The sequence below is a fragment of the Enterobacter cloacae complex sp. P29RS genome, assembly GCF_014893445.1.
Taxonomy (GTDB): Bacteria; Pseudomonadota; Gammaproteobacteria; order Enterobacterales; family Enterobacteriaceae; genus Enterobacter; species Enterobacter intestinihominis.
On the sequence record NZ_JADBPZ010000016.1, the window covers coordinates 25,114 to 46,248 of the forward strand.

The following is a 21,135-nucleotide window of genomic DNA, read 5'->3' on the forward strand; positions in this document are numbered from 1 at the left end:
CCTTTTTGGTTCCTTTTTTAACCATACAGCAGGCGATTGCCCGTGATATTACACCAGAGTGGTTCATTCTCCGCGCGGGTGTGACAAAATAGCGGTTTTGCAGTGAGTGGAACCCTCCCAATGCGGGATCGCAATTTTGATGACATCGCGGAAAAGTTTTCGCGCAACATTTATGGCACCACCAAAGGTCAGCTTCGTCAGACGATCCTCTGGCAGGATCTGGATAAGCTGCTGGCTGAATTTGGTGACCGACCGTTGCGCGTACTGGATGCCGGCGGTGGGGAAGGGCAGACTGCAATTCTGATGGCGCAGCGGGGACATCACGTCACGCTTTGCGATCTTTCTGCCGAGATGGTTGCGCGCGCCGGGCGAGCGGCAGAAGAGAAAGGTGTGAGCGACAACATGCATTTTATACATTGCGCCGCTCAGGACATTCCGCAGCATTTGGAAACGCAGGTTGATCTGATATTGTTTCATGCTGTGCTCGAATGGGTCGCCGAACCACAAGCGATGTTAAAAACGCTGTGGTCGATGCTGCGCCCGGGCGGTGCGTTATCGCTGATGTTTTACAATGCCAACGGCCTGCTAATGCGAAACGTGCTGGTCGGCAATTTTGGCTATGTACAGCAGGGCATGTATAAAAAGAAACGACGCACGCTTTCACCGGATTTCCCCCGTGAACCGCAGCAGGTCTATGGCTGGCTGGAGGAGATCGGTTGGGAAATTACCGGCAAAACCGGCGTGAGGGTGTTTCATGATTATCTGCGTGATAAACAAAAACAGGATGACTGTTTAGACGCCTTAACAGAAATAGAGACGCGGTACTGCCGCCAGGAGCCTTATCTGAGCCTTGGCCGCTATATCCACGTCACCGCGCGCAAGCCGCAGATGCAAGGATAATCTATGAGTGAATTTTCCCAGACAGTCCCCGAACTGGTTGCCTGGGCCAGGAAAAACGATTTCTCCATCTCGCTGCCGGTAGACAGACTCTCATTCCTGCTGGCGGTTGCGACGCTAAACGGCGAACGCCTGGATGGCGAAATGAGTGAAGGCGAACTGGTGGATGCGTTCCGCCACGTCAGTGATGCGTTTGAGCAAACCAGCGAAACCATTAGCGTGCGTGCCAACAACGCAATCAATGATATGGTGCGTCAACGTCTGCTGAACCGCTTTACCAGCGAGCAGGCGGAAGGAAACGCCATCTATCGTCTTACGCCACTGGGCATTGGCATTACCGACTATTACATCCGCCAGCGCGAATTTTCCACGCTGCGTCTCTCCATGCAGCTCTCCATTGTTGCAGGCGAGCTGAAGCGTGCCGCCGACGCGGCTGATGAAAACGGTGACGAATTCCACTGGCATCGCAACGTTTACGCGCCGCTAAAATACTCGGTCGCCGAGATTTTCGACAGTATCGATCTGACTCAACGTCTGATGGACGAACAGCAGCAGCAGGTCAAAGACGATATCGCTCAACTGCTGAATAAAGACTGGCGTGCGGCCATCTCCAGCTGTGAACTTTTGCTGTCAGAAACGTCCGGTACGCTACGTGAGTTGCAGGATACGCTGGAGGCGGCTGGGGATAAGCTACAGGCCAACCTGCTGCGCATCCAGGACGCGACGATGGCGCACGACGATCTGCATTTTATCGACCGTCTGGTGTTTGATTTGCAGAGTAAGCTTGACCGCATTATCAGCTGGGGCCAGCAGTCGATCGACCTGTGGATCGGTTACGACCGCCACGTGCATAAATTTATCCGTACCGCCATTGATATGGATAAGAACCGCGTCTTTGCTCAGCGTCTGCGCCAGTCGGTACAGACCTACTTTGATGCGCCGTGGGCGCTGACCTACGCCAACGCCGATCGTCTTCTGGATATGCGCGACGAAGAGATGGCGCTGCGTGATGAAGAGGTTACCGGGGAACTGCCGCCGGATCTGGAATACGAAGAATTTAACGAAATTCGCGAGCAGCTTGCGGCGATGATCGAAGAACAGCTCGCTGTCTATAAAGCCAGACAAGCACCGCTGGATCTTGGCCTCGTGGTACGCGACTATCTGGCGCAGTATCCGCGAGCGCGCCACTTCGATGTAGCCCGCATTGTTGTAGACCAGGCGGTGCGCCTGGGCATCGCACAAGCCGATTTCACCGGACTGCCGCCGAAGTGGCAGCCGATTAACGATTACGGAGCCAAGGTACAGGCGCATGTCATTGACAAATATTGAACAAGTGATGCCAGTTAAGCTGGCACAGGCGCTGGCGAATCCGTTGTTTCCGGCGCTGGACAGCCAACTGCGTGCCGGTCGTCACATTGGCCTTGACGAGCTGGATAATCACGCCTTTTTGATGGACTTTCAGGAGTATCTGGAAGAGTTTTACGCTCGCTATAACGTTGAGCTGATCCGCGCGCCGGAAGGGTTTTTCTACCTGCGTCCGCGCTCTACTACGCTTATTCCGCGCTCGGTGCTTTCCGAACTGGATATGATGGTCGGCAAAATTCTCTGCTACCTCTACCTCAGCCCGGAACGTCTGGCGAATGAAGGGATCTTCACCCAGCAGGAGCTTTACGATGAGCTGCTGTCGCTGGCGGATGAAAGCAAGCTGCTCAAGCTGGTAAATAATCGCTCGACGGGGTCCGATCTGGACCGTCAGAAATTACAGGAAAAAGTTCGCTCTTCCCTGAACCGTCTGCGCCGTCTGGGAATGGTCTGGTTCATGGGTCACGACAGCAGCAAGTTCCGCATTACCGAATCGGTCTTCCGCTTTGGTGCCGACGTGCGTGCGGGTGACGATGCGCGTGAAGCACAGCTGCGCATGATCCGTGACGGTGAAGCGATGCCGGTGGAAAACCATTTGCAGCTCAATGACGAGCACGAAGAGAATCAGCCGGATAGCGGGGAGGAAGAGTAATGATTGAACGCGGTAAATTTCGCTCACTAACGCTGATTAACTGGAACGGCTTCTTTGCCCGAACCTTCGATCTGGATGAGCTGGTGACAACGCTCTCCGGCGGTAACGGGGCAGGTAAATCCACCACCATGGCGGCCTTCGTGACGGCGCTGATCCCTGACCTGACCCTGCTGCACTTCCGTAACACCACTGAAGCGGGTGCAACGAGCGGCTCCCGAGATAAAGGGCTGCACGGTAAGCTGAAAGCGGGCGTCTGTTATTCGGTGCTGGACGTGATCAACTCCCGTCATCAGCGCGTGGTTGTAGGCGTGCGCCTGCAGCAGGTTGCCGGCCGCGACCGTAAAGTAGATATCAAACCGTTTGCGATCCAGGGGCTGCCAACCTCCGTGCAGCCGACCGCGCTGCTGACGGAAACCCTGAATGAACGTCAGGCGCGCGTTCTGACGCTCCAGGAGCTGAAAGACAAGCTGGAAGCCATCGAAGGCGTGCAGTTTAAGCAGTTTAACTCCATTACCGACTACCACTCTCTGATGTTCGATCTCGGCGTGGTGGCCCGTCGTCTGCGCAGCGCGTCAGATCGTAGTAAATACTACCGTCTGATTGAAGCCTCCCTGTACGGCGGTATCTCAAGCGCCATTACCCGCTCCCTGCGCGACTACCTGCTGCCGGAAAACAGCGGCGTGCGTAAGGCCTTCCAGGATATGGAAGCCGCGCTGCGTGAAAACCGCATGACGCTGGAAGCGATTCGCGTTACGCAATCTGACCGCGATCTGTTTAAGCACCTGATCAGCGAAGCCACCAACTACGTGGCGGCAGACTATATGCGTCACGCCAACGAGCGCCGTATTCATCTCGATCAGGCGCTGGAATACCGCCGCGAGCTGTTTACCTCCCGCAAACAGCTGGTCGCCGAGCAGTATAAGCATGTCGAAATGGCGCGCGAACTGGGCGAGCACAACGGTGCCGAAGGGGATCTGGAAGCCGATTACCAGGCGGCCAGCGATCATCTGAACCTGGTGCAAACCGCGCTGCGTCAGCAGGAAAAAATCGAGCGTTATGAAGCCGATCTCGATGAGCTGCAAATTCGTCTTGAAGAGCAAAATGAAGTGGTGGCAGAAGCCGCCGATTTGCAGGAAGAGAACGAAGCCCGCGCGGAAGCCGCCGAGCTGGAAGTGGATGAGCTGAAAAGCCAGCTCGCAGACTACCAGCAGGCGCTGGACGTGCAGCAGACCCGCGCGATCCAATACAACCAGGCGCTGCAGGCGTTGCAGCGTGCCAAAGAGCTGTGCCACCTGCCGGACCTGACCCCTGAAAGCGCTGACGAATGGCTGGATACCTTCCAGGCCAAAGAGCAGGAAGCCACTGAGAAACTGCTTTCTCTCGATCAGAAAATGAGCGTGGCGCAAACGGCACACAGCCAGTTTGAGCAGGCGTACCAGCTGGTGGTGGCGATCAACGGTCCGCTGGCGCGTAACGAAGCATGGGACGTTGCCCGTGAGTTGCTGCGCGACGGCGTCAATCAACGCCATCTGGCCGAGCAGGTGCAGCCGCTGCGCATGCGCCTGAACGAGCTGGAACAGCGTCTGCGTGAACAGCAGGAAGCTGAGCGTCTGCTGGCGGAATTCTGCAAACGTCAGGGTAAAAATTACGATTTCGACGAGCTTGAGGCTCTGCATCAGGAGCTGGAAGCGCGTATTGCGGCCCTGTCCGATACCGTATCGAACGCCAGCGAACAGCGCATGACGCTGCGTCAGGAGCTGGAACAGCTTCAGTCCCGTTCGAAGACGCTCTTACAGCGTGCGCCGATCTGGCTGGCCGCACAAAGCAGCCTGAACCAGCTCAGCGAGCAGTGTGGTCAGGAGTTTGCCTCCAGCCAGGACGTCACCGAATACATGCAACAGCTGCTGGAGCGCGAACGCGAAGCGATTGTTGAGCGTGACGAAGTGGGCGCGCGCAAGCGTGACGTCGATGAAGAAATCGAGCGTTTAAGCCAGCCTGGCGGCTCAGAAGATCCGCGCCTGAATGCGTTAGCCGAGCGTTTCGGCGGCGTGCTGCTGTCTGAAATTTACGACGACGTCGGCCTGGACGATGCGCCGTACTTCTCCGCGCTGTACGGTCCGTCCCGTAACGCGATTGTAGTGCCGGATCTGTCGCTGATTTCTGACCAGCTTGCAGGGCTGGAAGACTGCCCGGAAGATCTCTACCTCATCGAAGGGGATCCGCAGTCGTTTGATGACAGCGTATTCAGCGTCGACGAGCTGGAAAAAGCGGTGGTGGTGAAAATCGCCGATCGCCAGTGGCGCTATTCGCGCTTCCCGGAACTGCCGCTGTTTGGCCGCGCCGCGCGTGAAAACCGTATTGAAAGCCTGCACGCCGAGCGTGAAACGCTTTCAGAGCGTTTTGCGACCCTGTCGTTTGACGTGCAGAAAACCCAGCGTCTGCATCAGGCGTTCAGCCGCTTTATCGGCAGCCATCTGGGCGTTGCCTTCCAGCCCGATCCGGAAGCCGAAATTCGTAAGCTCAACACCCGCCGCGGTGAGCTGGAGCGTGCGCTTGCCAGCCATGAAAATGACAACCAGCAAAGCCGCGTGCAGTTTGAGCAGGCGAAAGAAGGCGTTGCGGCCCTTAACCGCATCCTGCCGCGCCTGAACCTGCTGGCGGACGATACGCTCGCCGACCGCGTGGATGAGATTCAGGAACGTCTGGACGAAGCGCAGGAAGCGGCGCGCTTTGTGCAGCAACACGGCAATCAGCTGGCAAAACTGGAGCCGATGGTTTCCGTTCTCCAGAGCGACCCGGAACAGTTTGAGCAGTTAAAAGAAGATTACGCCTGGTCACAGCAGGTGCAGCGCGAAGCGCGTCAGCAGGCGTTTGCCCTCACGGAAGTGGTGCAACGTCGCGCACACTTCGGCTACTCCGATTCAGCAGAAATGCTGAGCGGGAACAGCGATCTGAATGAAAAGCTGCGCCAGCGTCTTGAGCAGGCCGAAGCGGAACGAACGCGCGCCCGTGAAGCGATGCGTACTCACGCTGCACAGCTGAGCCAGTACAGCCAGGTCATGGCGTCGCTGAAAAGCTCCTTTGACACCAAGAAAGAGCTGTTAAATGACCTGCATAAAGAGTTGCAGGACATTGGCGTGCGCGCCGACAGCGGCGCAGAAGAGCGGGCGCGTATTCGCCGCGATGAGCTGCATGCTCAGCTCAGCAACAACCGTGCGCGTCGTAATCAGCTCGAAAAAGCGCTGACCTTCTGTGAAGCGGAGATGGACAACCTGACGCGTCGTCTGCGCAAGCTGGAGCGCGACTATTTTGAGATGCGTGAACAGGTTGTGACTGCGAAGGCGGGCTGGTGCGCGGTTATGCGCATGGTGAAGGACAACAACGTGGAGCGTCGTCTGCACCGTCGCGAGCTGGCGTACCTGTCAGCCGATGAACTGCGCTCTATGTCGGATAAGGCGCTGGGTGCGCTGCGTCTGGCCGTGGCGGACAATGAACACCTGCGCGACGTGCTGCGCATGTCCGAAGATCCGAAGCGTCCTGAGCGCAAAATTCAGTTCTTCGTGGCGGTTTATCAGCACTTACGCGAACGTATTCGTCAGGACATCATCCGTACCGACGATCCGGTTGAAGCGATCGAACAGATGGAGATCGAGCTGGGCCGTCTGACGGAGGAGCTGACTTCCCGCGAGCAGAAGCTGGCAATCAGCTCCCGCAGCGTGGCGAATATTATTCGTAAAACCATTCAGCGCGAGCAGAACCGTATCCGTCAGCTGAACCAGGGCCTGCAAAGCGTGTCGTTTGGCCAGGTAAACAGCGTGCGGCTGAACGTGAACGTGCGTGAGGCGCACTCCACGCTGCTTGACGTGTTGTCTGAACAGCATGAGCAGCATCAGGATCTGTTCAACAGTAACCGCCTGACCTTCTCCGAAGCGCTGGCGAAGCTGTATCAGCGTCTGAATCCGCAGATTGACATGGGCCAGCGTACGCCGCAAACCATCGGCGAGGAGTTGCTGGACTACCGCAACTATCTGGAAATGGAAGTTGAGGTTAACCGTGGCTCAGACGGCTGGCTGCGCGCGGAATCCGGTGCGCTCTCTACCGGTGAAGCCATCGGTACTGGTATGTCGATTCTGGTGATGGTGGTGCAGAGCTGGGAAGATGAAGCGCGTCGTCTGCGCGGCAAGGACATCTCTCCATGCCGTCTGCTGTTCCTCGATGAAGCCGCGCGTCTCGACGCCCGCTCCATCGCCACGCTGTTTGAGCTTTGCGAGCGACTCGATATGCAGCTCATCATCGCGGCGCCGGAAAACATCAGTCCGGAAAAAGGGACAACCTATAAGCTGGTGCGTAAAGTGTTCCAGAACAGTGAACATGTACACGTCGTAGGTCTGCGTGGCTTCGCCCCGCAGCCACCGGAGTCATTACCGGGCACGGCTGACGCCTCTTAACCCGGGGTATGATAAAAGGCGGCGCTCAGGCGTCGCTTTTTTTATTCACTTAACTTGTGTTCAGGGCTGCGTTATCTTTAAACTTCTTTACATAAGGCAAGGCAGCAGCGTGTATGCCTTTCTATACTGAAGGAAAGCTCCATAATACTGGGCATGTCGTGAAAAACAGGGGGCAAGGGATGTTGCTTAAGAAAGATCGTGGTCGTCAGCTGTCTGCGCTGAGTTTGTGCCTGACAGTGATGTTTGCTCCACTGTTTACCGCTCAGGCCGATGAGCCTGAAATTGTACCGACTGACAGCTCCGCGACGATGGGCGCGCAGCCGACGTCGCTGTCACAACCGCTGGATCAGTCTCCGGCGACGGCCATCATGGCCGGCATTAAACCGCTGCCGGAAGGCATCGATACTGAATCATTACGCCAGCAGCTTATGACCGGGCTGCCCTCGGGCTATACTCCCGCTTATATTAACCAGCTCACGCTGCTTTACGCTGCGCGCGATATGAAACCGATGTGGGAAAATCGCGAGGCGGTACGTGCCTTCCAGCAGCAGCTGGCTGAAGTGGCGATTGCAGGTTTTCAGCCACAGTTCACGACCTGGGTTGAACTCCTGACCGACCCTGCCGTTACCGGACAGGCGCGTGACGTGGTGCTGTCTGATGCCATGATGGGCTACTTGCAGTTTGTGGCGGGGATTTCGGTGAACGGCAACCGCTGGTTATACAGCAGTAAACCGTACAAGCTGGCGACGCCCGCGCTGTCCGTCATTAATCGGTGGCAGCTGTCGCTGGACAACGGTGAACTGCCGCGCTTTATCGCAAGCCTTGCGCCCGCCCACCCGCAGTATGCCACGATGCATCAGTCGCTTCTTGAGCTGGTCGCGGATTCCCGCCCGTGGCCTGAGTTGCGTGGAACAGCAACGCTGCGTCCGGGACAATGGAGCAGCGATGTGCCTGCGATTCGCGAAATTATGAAACGGTCTGGCATGCTTGACAGCGGCCCTAAAATTGCGCTGCCCGGCGACGATACGCAAAACGCAGTCGTCAGCCCGTCGGCGCCGGTAAAAGAGAAAACCGCCGTTGCGCTGAGCAATAAGCCCGCCGCTTACGATCGCGAGCTGGTCGCGGCAGTGAAGCAGTTCCAGGCCGCGCAGGGGCTGGGCGCCGACGGCGTGATTGGTCCATCGACTCGCGACTGGCTGAACGTCTCTCCGGCCCAGCGGGCAGGGGTGCTGGCGTTGAATATCCAGCGCTTGCGCTTGCTGCCGGGCACGTTATCCACCGGCATTATGGTCAACATTCCGGCGTACTCCCTGGTCTACTATCAGGACGGTAGCGAAGTGCTGGCGTCCCGCGTGATTGTGGGTCGACCTGACCGCAAAACGCCGATGATGAGCAGCGCGCTGAATAACGTGGTGGTTAACCCGCCGTGGAACGTGCCGCCGACGCTGGCGCGCAAAGATATCCTGCCTAAGGTCTGGAATGACCCGGGCTATCTGGAGCGACATAACTATACGGTGATGCGTGGCTGGAACAGCAAAGAAGCGATTGACCCCTGGATGGTCGACTGGTCAACGATTACGCCTTCGAACCTGCCGTTCCGTTTCCAGCAGGCACCGGGTGCGCATAACTCGCTCGGACGTTACAAATTCAATATGCCAAGTTCGGACGCAATCTATCTGCATGATACCCCGAACCATAATCTGTTCCAGAAAGACGCACGCGCGCTCAGTTCTGGCTGCGTTCGCGTGAATAAGGCCTCGGAGCTGGCGAATATGCTGTTGCAGGATGCAGGCTGGAACGATACGCGGATATCAGATGCCCTGAAGCAGGGGGATACGCGTTACGTCAATATCCGCCACAATATTCCGGTCAATCTTTACTATCTGACGGCGTTTGTGGGCGCGGACGGACGTACCCAGTATCGTACAGATATTTACAATTATGATCTGACAGCGCGATCCGGCGCACAAATCTTGCCAAAAGCGGAACAATTAATCAGGTAAATGAAGTAGTTCGGTAAAAATGATTGTCGTAAGTTATGGTGAATATGAGGCGATCTGGCTGCAAGCCGCGTATACACTGGGATTGGGCGCCTTGACGTAGCAGGCTTTGCCAGTTATGGTGCCCTTCGTGCGCTAAGCATATTGACAATTTCTTTTACCTGTAGACCTGATTATCATGGACAAATTTGACGCTAATCGCCGCAAATTGCTGGCGCTAGGTGGCGTTGCGCTGGGCGCAGCAGCCATCCTTCCGACGCCAGCATTTGCCACCCTCTCGACACCTCGTCCGCGTATTTTAACGCTCAACAATCTGCATACTGGTGAGACGCTTAAAGCGGAATTTTTCGATGGCAGAGGCTATATTCAGGATGAATTAGCACGACTCAACCATTTTTTCCGTGATTTCCGCGCGAACAAAATCAAAGCCATCGACCCTGGATTATTCGATCAGCTTTACCGCTTGCAGGGACTGCTGGGGACCAAAAGGCCGGTGCAACTCATTTCTGGCTATCGCTCTCTGGATACCAACAATGAACTGCGCGCCCACAGCCGTGGGGTAGCGAAAAAAAGCTATCACACCAAAGGGCAGGCGATGGATTTCCATATTGAAGGCGTTTCGTTAGCCAATATTCGCAAAGCGGCGTTATCTATGCGCGCAGGTGGTGTAGGATACTACCCACGTAGCAACTTTGTGCATATTGATACCGGGCCGGTTCGGCACTGGTAATAACGAAACACAGGAGCAGTATGAACTATCGTATTATTCCGGTTACCGCGTTCTCACAGAACTGTTCATTGATCTGGTGTGAACAAACTAAACTGGCCGCGCTTGTTGATCCCGGTGGCGACGCTGAGACAATCAAGCAGGAAGTCGCTGCCAGCGGTGTAACGCTGATGCAGATTTTACTGACCCATGGCCATCTTGACCATGTGGGTGCAGCGGCTGAACTGGCTGAACACTACGGTGTGCCGATTATCGGCCCGGAAAAAGAAGATGAGTTCTGGCTTCAGGGGCTGCCTGCCCAAAGCCGCATGTTTGGTCTGGATGACTGTCAGCCACTGACACCGGACCACTGGCTGAACGAAGGCGATCGCGTTAACGTAGGGAATGTAACTTTACAGGTGTTGCATTGCCCCGGGCATACGCCTGGCCATATTGTCTTCTTTGATGACGCGTCGCGTCTGCTGATTTCCGGTGACGTGATTTTCAAAGGGGGCGTAGGACGCAGCGATTTCCCACGCGGCGATCACGGTCAGCTGATTCAGTCGATTAAGCAGAAGTTATTACCGTTAGGTGATGATGTGACGTTTATCCCTGGACACGGACCAATGTCAACGCTGGGCGATGAGCGGTTGCATAACCCGTTCCTTCAGGATGAAATGCCTGTCTGGTAAACCCTTTCAATAAAAAAGCCTGCGCGATGCAGGCTTTTTTTATGGGTGCAGGTTACAGCACCGCGACAATGGCTTCGCACAGTGGCGCCATGTTGTCAGGCGTCATACCTGCAACGTTCACGCGGCCAGAGGCAACGGCATAGACGCCAAACTCTTCACGCAGGCGCAGCACCTGCTCTTTGGTCAGACCGCTGAAGGAGAACATGCCGTTCTGCTTGATGATGAAGCTGAAGTCACGGTCGGCGCCTTTCTCAGCCAGCGTGTTCACAAACAGCAGACGCATGCGTTGAATGCGCTGACGCATATCGTTCAGCTCTTGTTCCCAGATTGCGCGCAGCGCATCGTTGCTCAGGATCGTCGCAACTACAGACGCACCGTGTGCCGGTGGGTTGGAGTAGTTAGCGCGGATCACGGACTTCATCTGGCTGAATGCGCGATCGACAGTTTGATCGTCAGCGGCCACCAGCGTACAGGCGCCGACACGCTCGTTATACAGACCAAAGTTCTTGGAATAGGAGCTTGCGACAATCAGCTCCTGATGGACGGCGGCGAATGCGCGCAGACCTTCAGCATCTTCTTCCAGACCACGGGCAAAGCCCTGGTAAGCGAAGTCGAACAGCGGCAGCCAGCCTTTTTCAACGGACAGCTTAGCCAGCTGTTCCCACTGTTCAAGCGTAGGATCGATACCAGTTGGGTTATGGCAGCAGCCATGGAACAGCACCACATCGCCCGCCTGGGCTTCGCTCAGGCTGGCCAGCAAACCATCGAAGTCCAGCGCGTGGTTTGCCGCGTCATAGTAGGCGTATTCACGGACTTCCAGACCCGCAGAATTAAACACGCTCTTGTGGTTCGGCCAGCTTGGATTGCTTACCCAGACACGCTTCACAGAGGTGTTTTTCGCCAGGAAATCTGCCGCCACGCGCAGTGCGCCGGTACCGCCTGGGGTCTGCGCCGTGCGGGCGCGTTTTTCGCTCACAATGGTGCTGCCTTTGCCGAACAGCAGCTCCTGGGTGCAGCGACCAAATTCAGGGATACCATCAATACCGAGGTAGTTTTTGGTGGTTTCGTTTTCCAGCAGATACTGCTCAGCTTTTTTGACGCTGGTCAGTACCGGAGTTTTGCCGGTTTCATCTTTATATACACCAATACCCAGGTTGATTTTGCCAGGGCGGTCGTCGGCACGAAACAGATCGGCCAGGCCCAGAATTGGGTCGGCAGGAGCGGCAGTAATGTTCTCAAACATGACGAAGTTCCATTGTGATTACAGAAGTGAAATCCGCTATCAGGTTAACGGTAGATTTACAAAATGCCAACCGTTTGCGACGAAAAGCGTGCGGCTTTTCAAAAGTCGCTATTATTTTCTCTCGGGAATAAAAAAACAGGGCCGAAGCCCTGTTCATTAAGCATATAGCAACGAGGTGTGCTGATTAGAACTGGTAAACCAGACCCAGAGCCACGATGTCGTCGTTGTTGATGCCCAGCTTGTTGTCGTCTTTCAGCTGGTTGATCTGATAGTCAACATAGGTAGACATGTTTTTGTTGAAGTAGTAGGTCGCACCGATATCAACGTAGTTGATGTAGTCTTCGTCACCGATACCTTCTACGTCTTTCGCTTTAGATTTGTAGTAAGCGATGGATGGACGCAGGCCGAAATCGAACTGGTACTGAGCGACAACAGAGAAGTCCTGAGACTTGTTAGCGAAACCACGGCTGCCCAGGCGCGCTGCGTTACGCATTTCGCCATAAATGGCTGCCAGGTAGATGTTGTTCGCGTCGTATTTCAGGCCGGTTGCCCACTGTTCAGCTTTGTCGCCTTCACCCCATTCCAGAGTCTGCTGGTTGTTGGTACGGTCAGCGGCGCCATAAGCACCGACAATGCCGAAGCCTTCGTAGTCATAGCTCAGAGAGGTCGCCCAGCCGTCGCCGTTGGAACGTACCGCGTCATCACGTTCATTTTTGCCCAGGTACTGAACACCAAAGTTCAGACCGTCAACCAGGCCGAAGAAGTTGCTGTTACGGTAAGTCGCCAGACCACCCGTACGGCCTGCGAAGAAGTTATCGCTCGCGCCGGTGTCGCCACCGAACTCAGGCAGCATATCGGTGATGCCGATTGCGTCATAGACCAGACCGTAGTTACGACCGTAGTCGAAGGAGCCTGCGTCACCAAATTTCAGACCTGCGAATGCCAGACGGGTTTTGTTGCCGTTCTGCGCATCGCCGCCTTCAGAGTTGTTACCCTGGAAGTTGTATTCCCACTGACCGTAGCCAGTCAGCTGATCGTTGATCTGAGTTTCACCTTTGAAGCCCAGACGCGCGTAAGTGTTGTCGCCATCGTTGCCCGCGTAATCAGAGAAGTAATGCAGGCCAACTGCTTTCCCGTAAAGATCTAATTTGTTGCCGTCTTTGTTATAGATTTCAGCAGCGTTTGCTGCACCGGCTACCAGCAGGGCAGGGACTACCACTGCCAGGATATTGCGCTTCATCATTATTTATTACCCTCATTGGTTTTTTTATGACACTCGCCACTGCCGTCAATAAATTCTGTCAATAAATATTTCCGGAACTATTGATGAGAGTTAGGTGTCTTTATGTGTCTGACAGGCATCTTTCCATTCATAGAACCGTTTCGCTACACTGAAAGTGCTACAATCTTCAAGATTCAGTTACCAAAAGAAAATATGTGTAACTAAATATGTATTTTTGGGAACTTTGTGAAGCACCTCAAACTTCAGCGCGTTCTGGTGAATTAAACCTCCGCTTTATTCTTATATATATGATTTCCTTATGTTTAATTTAGCTAAAGGTCTTTCGTATAAACAGAAGTTAAACGGCTCATTTTTTCTTATAATCGACAAAAGCCATCCAGATGGCTGTGAAAGTGGTTGTTTTTTGTGCTATTGCGTAAGGATTGTATTAATCGCAATAAGAATAGGGTTATTTTTTTGTCTAAGGATATTTCGTGGAAACAAAACGTAACAGGTAGAGGGAATTGCGGGGTTGTGGTTTATAGACGCTTACTTTTGACTGACGAAAACTGACATTGCAGGATAAAATAATGGCCAGCATTTGCTGGCCATTAATGATTTGGTCGGTTAGAAACTTGCGTTACGCGGTGTGCGTGGGAACGGAATCACATCACGTACGTTCTGAACACCTGTTACGTAAGCAATCAGACGTTCGAAGCCCAGGCCAAAGCCAGAGTGCGGAACGGTGCCGTAGCGACGGAGATCGCGATACCAGCTGTAGTCCGCCGGGTTCAGGCCCATCTCCTGCATACGCGCATCCAGTACATCCAGGCGCTCTTCACGCTGGGAGCCACCGATGATCTCACCGATGCCCGGCGCCAGAACATCCATCGCGGCAACGGTTTTACCATCTTCGTTAAGGCGCATATAGAACGCCTTAATGTCTTTCGGATAGTTTTTCACCACAACCGGTGCTTTGAAGTGCTTCTCTGCCAGATAACGTTCATGCTCGGAGGAGAGATCCACGCCCCAGTAAACCGGGTTTTCGAATTTCTCGCCGCATTTTTCCAGGATAGCGACCGCGTCGGTGTAATCCACCTGCGCGAAGTCTGCGGAGACGAAGCGCTCAAGACGGGCGATGGCGTCCTTATCGACACGCTCAGCGAAGAATTTCATGTCGTCTGCGCGTTCTTCGAGAACGGCTTTGAACACGTATTTCAGCATCGCTTCTGCCAGGCCAGCCACGTCATTCAGATCGGCAAAGGCGACTTCCGGCTCCAGCATCCAGAATTCCGCCAGGTGACGGCTGGTGTTAGAGTTTTCCGCACGGAAGGTTGGGCCGAAGGTGTAGATCTTAGACAGCGCACAGGCATAGGTTTCGCCGTTGAGCTGGCCGGAAACCGTCAGGAAGGCTTCTTTACCAAAGAAGTCTTTGTCGTAATCGACTTTACCTTCCGGCGTACGCGGCAGGTTTTCCATATCCAGCGTTGAAACGCGGAACATTTCACCTGCGCCTTCGGTATCGGATGCCGTGATCAGCGGAGTAGACACCCAGAAGTAACCCTGCTCGTCAAAGAAGCGATGCAGCGCCTGCGCCAGCGTATGACGCACGCGCGCCACTGCACCAATCAGGTTGGTGCGCGGACGCAGGTGCGCAACTTCACGCAGATATTCGATGCTGTGACGCTTTGCAGCCATCGGATAGGTGTCCGGATCTTCAACCCAGCCGGTCACTTCCACCGAGGTCGCCTGAATTTCGTAGCTCTGACCCTGGCCCGGAGAGGCCACCACAACACCGGTGACGATCACGGAACAGCCGGTTGTCAGGTGCAGAACGTCATCATTGTAATTGGGCAGAGAATTATTAATGACGGCCTGTACAGGATCAAAGCAGGAACCGTCATAGACGGCGAGGAAGGAGATGCCAGCTTTAGAATCTCGGCGAGTACGCACCCATCCGCGCACGGTGACCTCCTGGTCAACGGCGACACGGCCCTGGAGTACGTCGGCTACAGGCACAACGCTCATAATATTCTCTCTGTTAATAGTCGGAAAAAATAAACACTTGTCCGCCCTTATAGGGGGGATATCTATGTTACCTGCCATCCGCTATCAGACAAGTAAATTTCACCGTCTTAAGAGAAGAAATAAGAAATTAATAAGAGAAGGGGAGCCATGAAGGCTCCCCCGAAGCCGTTAACTGGCTTTTTTAACCTGAGGCAGATCGAAGGCTTTACGTAATGCGCGGACAAACGCTTTGTCATGGCAGATGGTTTTGCCAGGGCTGTCGGAGAGCTTCGCGACCGGCTTACCGTTACATTCCACTAGCTTTATGACGATGTTCAGCGGTTTCACCTGGGGGATATCACAGGTTAAGCGCGTACCAATCCCGAAACTCAGGTTCACCCGCGATGAGAAGTGGCGATAAAGGTCGACGGCTTTCGCCAGGTCAAGGTTATCGGAGAAGACCAGCACCTTACTCATGGGATCGATACCCAGTTTTTCGTAATGGGCGATGGCTTTCTCACCCCATTCAACCGGGTCCCCGGAATCATGGCGCAAACCCTGGTAGCGTTCGGCAAACTCAGGGCCAAAGTCGCGCAGGAACGCGTCCATGGTAATGCAGTCGGTAAGGGCAATACCCAGCCGATCCGGGTATTCCTCAAGCCACGCGGCGAGGGCGGCGCGCTGGCTGTTGGCAAGGTCAGGGCTGATCTGCTGGTGCGCCTGGAACCATTCGTGCGCCTGGGTACCCATCGGCGTTAAATCAAGGCGACGCGCCAGATCGTAGTTACTGGTGCCAACGAACCACGGCTCCTGTTGCAGACGTCTGACAATGGCTTCCTGAACCTCGCGAGAGAAGCGGCGGCGCGTGCCAAAGTCCATCAGACGGAAGCGGGACATATCCAGCCCTTCTGTCAGTCTGGAAAACTCAACGAGTTTATTCTCCAGAGCGGCAACCGCCTGCGTTACACCGGTTTCAGGGGAGCGATAGCGGTGGGCCAGCTCGCTGATCACGGCCAGAAGCGGCACTTCCCACATGATCACTTCGCGCCACGGGCCGGTCAGACGAATGTCCAGCTTGCCGTTATCATTGGTGACGGTGACCTGTTCCGGCTTATAGCGGAACTCACGCAGCCAGTTCAGATAGTCCGCTTTAAAGAAAGGCAGGCCTGAAAGCCACTGATATTCGTCATCGGTGAGCGCCAGATGCTGCATGGCATCGACCTGTTCACGAATGGAATCTGCGTAGATACCCAGCAAGTCGTCACCCCGGCAGCGAAATTCCGCCGCAACATGAACATCATGATAGTGGTGAAACACGGCTTGCTGCATATGCAGCTTGTACGCGTCGGTATCCAGCAACGTATGCAGAACCGGAGAAGCGAATTGAGTCATAGGTGCGCTGTAGCATCCTCTCACGGGAGCGTTTAGTACAATAAACAACTCCGGAGTATACCCTGTTTAGTGATTTATTGAACCCCGATCACAACATAAGCACACTTTATGGTCGAGTGCATTTCGTGCCCCGTGTTATAAAAATGTAGCAAAAACGGCGTTGTGCCTGAAAAGATGAACATTCTGCATAGCGCGTTTTACACAACCGGAATATATTGAATCGTTACTCGACAAACGATGCATAAGGTTTTCTATGACACAACAGCCACAAGCTAAATACCGCCACGACTACCGTGCGCCGGATTACCTGATAAGCGATATCGATCTGACCTTCGACCTGGATGCCACAAAAACCGTCGTGACGGCGGTAAGCCAGGTGACGCGCCAGAGCGCGACAGCCGTGCCGCTGCGTCTGGATGGTGAAGACCTGACGCTGGTTTCCCTGCATATTAATGATGAAGCCTGGTCAGACTATAAAGAAGAAGGCAACCAGCTGGTCATCGACAACCTGCCGGAACGCTTTACCCTGCGCATCGTGAATGAAATCAGCCCTGCCGCCAATACCGCGCTGGAAGGGCTTTACCAGTCAGGCGTAGCCCTGTGCACCCAATGTGAAGCCGAAGGGTTCCGCCACATTACCTGGTATCTGGATCGCCCGGACGTCCTGGCGCGCTTTACCACCAAAATTATTGCCGACAAAACGCTGTACCCGTACCTGCTTTCCAACGGCAACCGGATTGGTGAAGGGGAACTGGAGAATGGCCGTCACTGGGTACAGTGGCAGGATCCGTTCCCGAAACCCTGCTACCTGTTTGCGCTGGTGGCGGGCGATTTCGATGTTCTGCGCGACACCTTTAAAACGCGCTCTGGCCGTGAAGTCGCGCTGGAGCTGTTCGTGGACCGTGGCAACCTTGACCGCGCCCCGTGGGCAATGACCTCCCTCATCAACTCCATGAAGTGGGATGAAACGCGCTTTGGCCTCGAATATGACCTCGACATCTATATGATCGTTGCTGTCGATTTCTTCAATATGGGCGCGATGGAGAATAAAGGTCTTAACATCTTCAACTCCAAATACGTGCTGGCGCGTACCGATACCGCAACGGATAAAGATTACCTCGATATCGAACGCGTTATCGGCCACGAATATTTCCATAACTGGACCGGGAACCGCGTCACCTGCCGCGACTGGTTCCAGCTGAGCCTGAAAGAGGGCTTAACCGTCTTCCGCGATCAGGAGTTCAGCTCCGATCTGGGATCGCGGGCGGTAAACCGCATCAACAACGTGCGCACCATGCGTGGTCTGCAATTTGCAGAAGATGCCAGCCCAATGGCCCATCCGATCCGCCCGGATAAAGTCATTGAGATGAATAACTTCTACACCCTGACGGTGTACGAAAAAGGCGCTGAAATTATCCGTATGATCCACACCCTGCTGGGCGAAGCGAATTTCCAGAAAGGGATGCAGCTTTACTTCGAGCGTCATGACGGCAGTGCGGCCACCTGCGACGATTTCGTCCAGGCGATGGAAGACGCCTCTAACGTGGATCTGTCTCATTTCCGCCGCTGGTACAGCCAGGCCGGTACGCCGATTGTGACGGTCAAAGACGACTACAACCCGGAAACTGAGCAGTACACGCTGACCATCAGCCAGCGCACACCGCCAACGGCGGAGCAGGAAGAGAAACATCCGCTGCACATTCCGTTCAGCGTTGAGCTGTACGACAACGAAGGCAACGTGATCCCGTTACAGAAGGGCGGTCACCCGGTGCATAACGTGCTGAACGTGACCCAGGCAGAGCAGACCTTTATCTTCGATAACGTCTATTTCCAGCCTGTTCCTGCCCTGCTGTGCGAGTTCTCCGCGCCGGTGAAACTCGAATACAAGTGGAGCGATCAGCAGCTGACGTTCCTGATGCGTCACGCGCGCAACGATTTCTCGCGCTGGGATGCGGCACAAAGCCTGCTGGCAACGTACATCAAGCTGAACGTGAACCGTTACCAGCAGGGCCAGCCGCTGACGCTGCCGGTTCATGTGGCAGACGCCTTCCGTGCCATCCTGCTGGATGAGAATATTGACCCGGCGCTGGCGGCTGAAATTTTGACGCTGCCGTCTGCGACTGAAATCGCCGAGCTGTTTGACATCATTGACCCCATTGCGATCGTCGCCGTGCGTGAAGCGCTGACCCGCACGCTGGCGACCGAACTGGCAGATGAGTTCCTCGCAATTTACAACGCCAACAAGCTGGACGCGTATCGGGTGGAACATGCGGATATCGGTAAACGTTCCCTGCGCAATACCTGCCTGCGCTATCTGGCATTTGGTGAGGCAGAGCTGGCGAACACGCTGGTCAGCAAGCAGTACCATGAGGCCGATAACATGACGGATGCGCTGGCCGCACTGGCTGCAAGCGTTGCCGCCGAGCTGCCGTGCCGCGATGCGCTGATGCAGGAGTACGACGACAAGTGGCATCAGGATGGTCTGGTGATGGACAAGTGGTTCATCCTTCAGGCCACCAGCCCGGCAGCCGATGCGCTCAGCAAGGTCCGCAGCCTGCTGAAGCACCGTTCGTTCACCATGAGCAACCCGAACCGCGTCCGCTCCCTGATTGGCGCGTTTGCCAGCAGCAACCCGGCCGCGTTCCATGCTGAAGACGGCAGCGGTTATCAGTTCATGGTTGAAATGCTGACCGAGCTGAACAGCCGTAACCCGCAGGTGGCGTCTCGTCTGATTGAGCCGCTGATCCGCCTGAAACGCTACGATGCGCAGCGTCAGGCGAAAATGCGTGCCGCACTTGAGCAGCTGAAAGGGCTGGAAAATTTGTCTGGCGATCTGTACGAGAAGATTACAAAGGCGCTGGCCTGATGTAAAAAAGCCCGGTGGCGCTTCGCTTACCGGGCCTACGATTTTCCCTTGCGCCGTGCTCCCTGTTGAAGAGGGCCGGGGTGAGGGCATCAGGCATTAGCCTTTATCCGCTGAATCTCCGCTTCTCCACGTTTCATCACTCTATCCAGCACTTCCGCCTCCAGCTCCGCCAGTCTGGCCGATCCCACGCGGCGAGGACGTGGAATATCTACCGTCAGATCCAGACCAATTTTACCTTCTTCTATTAACAGCACCCTGTCTGCCATTGCCACGGCTTCGCTGACGTCATGCGTCACCAGCAGCACCGTAAAGCCGTGCGTCTGCCAGAGGGTTTCAATCAGATCCTGCATCTCGATCCGCGTCAGGGCATCAAGCGCGCCGAGCGGTTCGTCAAGCAGCAACAGGCCGGGACGGTGAATCAGCGCGCGTGCCAGCGCTACGCGCTGCTTTTGTCCACCCGACAGGGCCGCAGGCCACTCTCCCGCGCGATTCTCCAGCCCTACCGCAGCGAGCGCCTGCCTGGCGTCCTCCCGCCAGTTGCCCTTCAGGCCCAGCCCGACGTTATCCATCACCGTTTTCCACGGCAGCAGACGCGCGTCCTGAAACATCATGCGCGTATCATCCTGAATCGTGGCCAGCGGCGTAGTGCCTGCCAGAATGTCACCGCTGTTTGGCGCTTCCAGCCCGGCTAAAAGACGCAGCAGGGTACTCTTGCCGCCACCGCTGCGGCCGACAACGGCCACAAACTGTCCGGCAGGAATATGCAGATCCAGTGCATTCAGAATGGTGTTGTCGCCGTAGCGTTTGGTCACGCCGTTCAGCAGTAACGGTGTTCCCTGGTTCAGTCGTGCAGTATTCATGCTTTCGCCTCCTGAGCGGTGTAGGCCGGGTTCCAGCGCAGCCAGCTACGTTCCAGCCACTGGGCGCTGACGTCCGCAAGTTTGCCAAGCAGGGCATAAAGGATAATGGCAACCACCACCACGTCCGTTTGCAGGAACTCGCGGGCGTTCATCGCCAGATAACCAATGCCGGAGTTGGCCGAAATGGTTTCCGCCACAATGAGGGTTAGCCACATCAGGCCGAGCGCAAAACGCACCCCAACCATAATGGAGGGCAGGGCGCCCGGCAGGATCACATGGGTAAACAGGGCAAAACCTGACAGGCCATAGCTGCGGGCCATCTCAACCAGACCGCGATCGATATTGCGGATCCCATGCCAGGTATTGATATAAATCGGGAATAATGTTCCCAGCGCCACGAGAAAAATTTTGGCGCTCTCATCAATGCCAAACCACAGGATAACCAGCGGAATAAGCGCCAGATGCGGCACGTTACGCAGCATTTGAACGGAGGTATCCAGCAGCCGCTCACCCCAGCGGGACAGGCCGCTGATCAGCCCCAGCGTCAGGCCGATGCTCCCGCCAATCGAAAAGCCGATTACCGCGCGCCAGGAGCTGATGGCAAGATGTTGCCACAGCTCACCGCTGGCGCTTAGCGACCAGAACGCTTCCACAACGCCCTCCGGAGAGGGCAAAATACGGCTCGACAGCCAGCCAGTTGAAGACGCCAGTTGCCAGACGAGGACAATGCCGACGGGCAGAAACCACGGCGCGGCGCGCAGCAGCCATTTTTGTGCGGTTGCAGACAT

Annotated in this window: 14 protein-coding genes; 8 read left to right on the forward strand and 6 right to left on the reverse strand. The window is 55.4% G+C overall.

Annotated elements, in window-relative coordinates; translation table 11 throughout:
- The first annotated feature begins 120 nt into the window (after positions 1-120).
- From cmoM to IM282_RS13405, 7 genes are all read left to right on the forward strand, one after another.
- Positions 121-900, forward strand: a complete 780-nt coding sequence (cmoM, locus tag IM282_RS13375) for a tRNA uridine 5-oxyacetic acid(34) methyltransferase CmoM (protein WP_006809373.1) — start codon at positions 121-123, stop codon at positions 898-900.
- Positions 901-903: 3 nt separating this feature from the next.
- Positions 904-2,226: a chromosome partition protein MukF gene (gene mukF, locus IM282_RS13380; RefSeq protein ID WP_022647635.1), complete on the forward strand. Its 1,323-nt coding sequence runs from the start codon at positions 904-906 to the stop codon at positions 2,224-2,226.
- Positions 2,207-2,911 (forward strand): chromosome partition protein MukE, encoded by a 705-nt coding sequence (gene mukE, locus IM282_RS13385; RefSeq protein WP_003858208.1) that lies wholly within the window; start codon positions 2,207-2,209, stop codon positions 2,909-2,911. The genes mukF and mukE overlap by 20 nt, the downstream gene beginning before the upstream one ends.
- Positions 2,911-7,359: a chromosome partition protein MukB gene (gene mukB / locus IM282_RS13390; RefSeq protein WP_023299731.1), complete on the forward strand. Its 4,449-nt coding sequence runs from the start codon at positions 2,911-2,913 to the stop codon at positions 7,357-7,359. The genes mukE and mukB overlap by 1 nt, the downstream gene beginning before the upstream one ends.
- Before the next feature lie 179 nt (positions 7,360-7,538).
- Positions 7,539-9,362, forward strand: a complete 1,824-nt coding sequence (gene ldtD / locus IM282_RS13395; protein ID WP_192970478.1) for a L,D-transpeptidase — start codon at positions 7,539-7,541, stop codon at positions 9,360-9,362.
- A 175-nt stretch (positions 9,363-9,537) separates the two neighbouring features.
- Complete coding sequence (locus IM282_RS13400) at positions 9,538-10,089, forward strand: YcbK family protein (protein WP_003858202.1); 552 nt, start codon at positions 9,538-9,540, stop codon at positions 10,087-10,089.
- Between the two features lie 20 nt (positions 10,090-10,109).
- Positions 10,110-10,757 carry an MBL fold metallo-hydrolase gene (locus tag IM282_RS13405; protein ID WP_192970479.1) on the forward strand — a complete coding sequence of 216 codons (648 nt, stop codon included), beginning with the start codon at positions 10,110-10,112 and terminating at the stop codon, positions 10,755-10,757.
- A gap of 52 nt (positions 10,758-10,809) precedes the next feature.
- Here the strand turns inward: IM282_RS13405 and IM282_RS13410 are convergent, their stop codons facing one another.
- The 4 genes from IM282_RS13410 to pncB form a co-directional block, all read right to left on the reverse strand.
- Positions 10,810-12,000, reverse strand: a complete 1,191-nt coding sequence (locus tag IM282_RS13410) for an amino acid aminotransferase (RefSeq protein WP_023299734.1) — start codon at positions 11,998-12,000, stop codon at positions 10,810-10,812.
- Positions 12,001-12,184: 184 nt separating this feature from the next.
- Positions 12,185-13,243, reverse strand: coding sequence for a porin OmpF (gene ompF, locus IM282_RS13415; protein WP_022647640.1), 1,059 nt, complete (start codon positions 13,241-13,243; stop codon positions 12,185-12,187).
- 606 nt (positions 13,244-13,849) lie between these two features.
- Positions 13,850-15,250 carry an asparagine--tRNA ligase gene (gene asnS, locus IM282_RS13420; protein WP_038415785.1) on the reverse strand — a complete coding sequence of 467 codons (1,401 nt, stop codon included), beginning with the start codon at positions 15,248-15,250 and terminating at the stop codon, positions 13,850-13,852.
- Between the two features lie 168 nt (positions 15,251-15,418).
- On the reverse strand, positions 15,419-16,621 hold the full coding sequence (gene pncB / locus IM282_RS13425; protein ID WP_023299736.1) for a nicotinate phosphoribosyltransferase: 1,203 nt from the start codon (positions 16,619-16,621) through the stop codon (positions 15,419-15,421).
- A 253-nt stretch (positions 16,622-16,874) separates the two neighbouring features.
- On the opposite strand from pncB, the gene pepN reads away from it, so the two are divergent.
- Positions 16,875-19,487 carry an aminopeptidase N gene (gene pepN / locus IM282_RS13430; RefSeq protein WP_192970480.1) on the forward strand — a complete coding sequence of 871 codons (2,613 nt, stop codon included), beginning with the start codon at positions 16,875-16,877 and terminating at the stop codon, positions 19,485-19,487.
- A gap of 89 nt (positions 19,488-19,576) precedes the next feature.
- Here the strand turns inward: pepN and ssuB are convergent, their stop codons facing one another.
- Both ssuB and ssuC read right to left on the reverse strand, forming a co-directional pair.
- The gene (gene ssuB, locus IM282_RS13435) at positions 19,577-20,347 is read right to left on the reverse strand and encodes an aliphatic sulfonates ABC transporter ATP-binding protein (protein WP_090279149.1); all 771 of its coding nucleotides are present in this window, start codon (positions 20,345-20,347) and stop codon (positions 19,577-19,579) included.
- Positions 20,344-21,135 (reverse strand): aliphatic sulfonate ABC transporter permease SsuC, encoded by a 792-nt coding sequence (ssuC, locus tag IM282_RS13440; protein ID WP_003858185.1) that lies wholly within the window; start codon positions 21,133-21,135, stop codon positions 20,344-20,346. The genes ssuB and ssuC overlap by 4 nt, the downstream gene beginning before the upstream one ends.

What these genes read in the sequence shown, in the direction of transcription:
- cmoM (WP_006809373.1), top strand. Translation starts at nt 121, where the DNA reads ATGCGGGATCGCAATTTTGATGACATCGCGGAAAAGTTTTCGCGCAAC.
- mukF (WP_022647635.1), top strand. Translation starts at nt 904, where the DNA reads ATGAGTGAATTTTCCCAGACAGTCCCCGAACTGGTTGCCTGGGCCAGG.
- mukE (WP_003858208.1), top strand. Translation starts at nt 2,207, where the DNA reads ATGTCATTGACAAATATTGAACAAGTGATGCCAGTTAAGCTGGCACAG.
- mukB (WP_023299731.1), top strand. Translation starts at nt 2,911, where the DNA reads ATGATTGAACGCGGTAAATTTCGCTCACTAACGCTGATTAACTGGAAC.
- ldtD (WP_192970478.1), top strand. Translation starts at nt 7,539, where the DNA reads ATGTTGCTTAAGAAAGATCGTGGTCGTCAGCTGTCTGCGCTGAGTTTG.
- IM282_RS13400 (WP_003858202.1), top strand. Translation starts at nt 9,538, where the DNA reads ATGGACAAATTTGACGCTAATCGCCGCAAATTGCTGGCGCTAGGTGGC.
- IM282_RS13405 (WP_192970479.1), top strand. Translation starts at nt 10,110, where the DNA reads ATGAACTATCGTATTATTCCGGTTACCGCGTTCTCACAGAACTGTTCA.
- IM282_RS13410 (WP_023299734.1), bottom strand. Translation starts at nt 12,000, where the DNA reads ATGTTTGAGAACATTACTGCCGCTCCTGCCGACCCAATTCTGGGCCTG.
- ompF (WP_022647640.1), bottom strand. Translation starts at nt 13,243, where the DNA reads ATGATGAAGCGCAATATCCTGGCAGTGGTAGTCCCTGCCCTGCTGGTA.
- asnS (WP_038415785.1), bottom strand. Translation starts at nt 15,250, where the DNA reads ATGAGCGTTGTGCCTGTAGCCGACGTACTCCAGGGCCGTGTCGCCGTT.
- pncB (WP_023299736.1), bottom strand. Translation starts at nt 16,621, where the DNA reads ATGACTCAATTCGCTTCTCCGGTTCTGCATACGTTGCTGGATACCGAC.
- pepN (WP_192970480.1), top strand. Translation starts at nt 16,875, where the DNA reads ATGACACAACAGCCACAAGCTAAATACCGCCACGACTACCGTGCGCCG.
- ssuB (WP_090279149.1), bottom strand. Translation starts at nt 20,347, where the DNA reads ATGAATACTGCACGACTGAACCAGGGAACACCGTTACTGCTGAACGGC.
- ssuC (WP_003858185.1), bottom strand. Translation starts at nt 21,135, where the DNA reads ATGTCTGCAACCGCACAAAAATGGCTGCTGCGCGCCGCGCCGTGGTTT.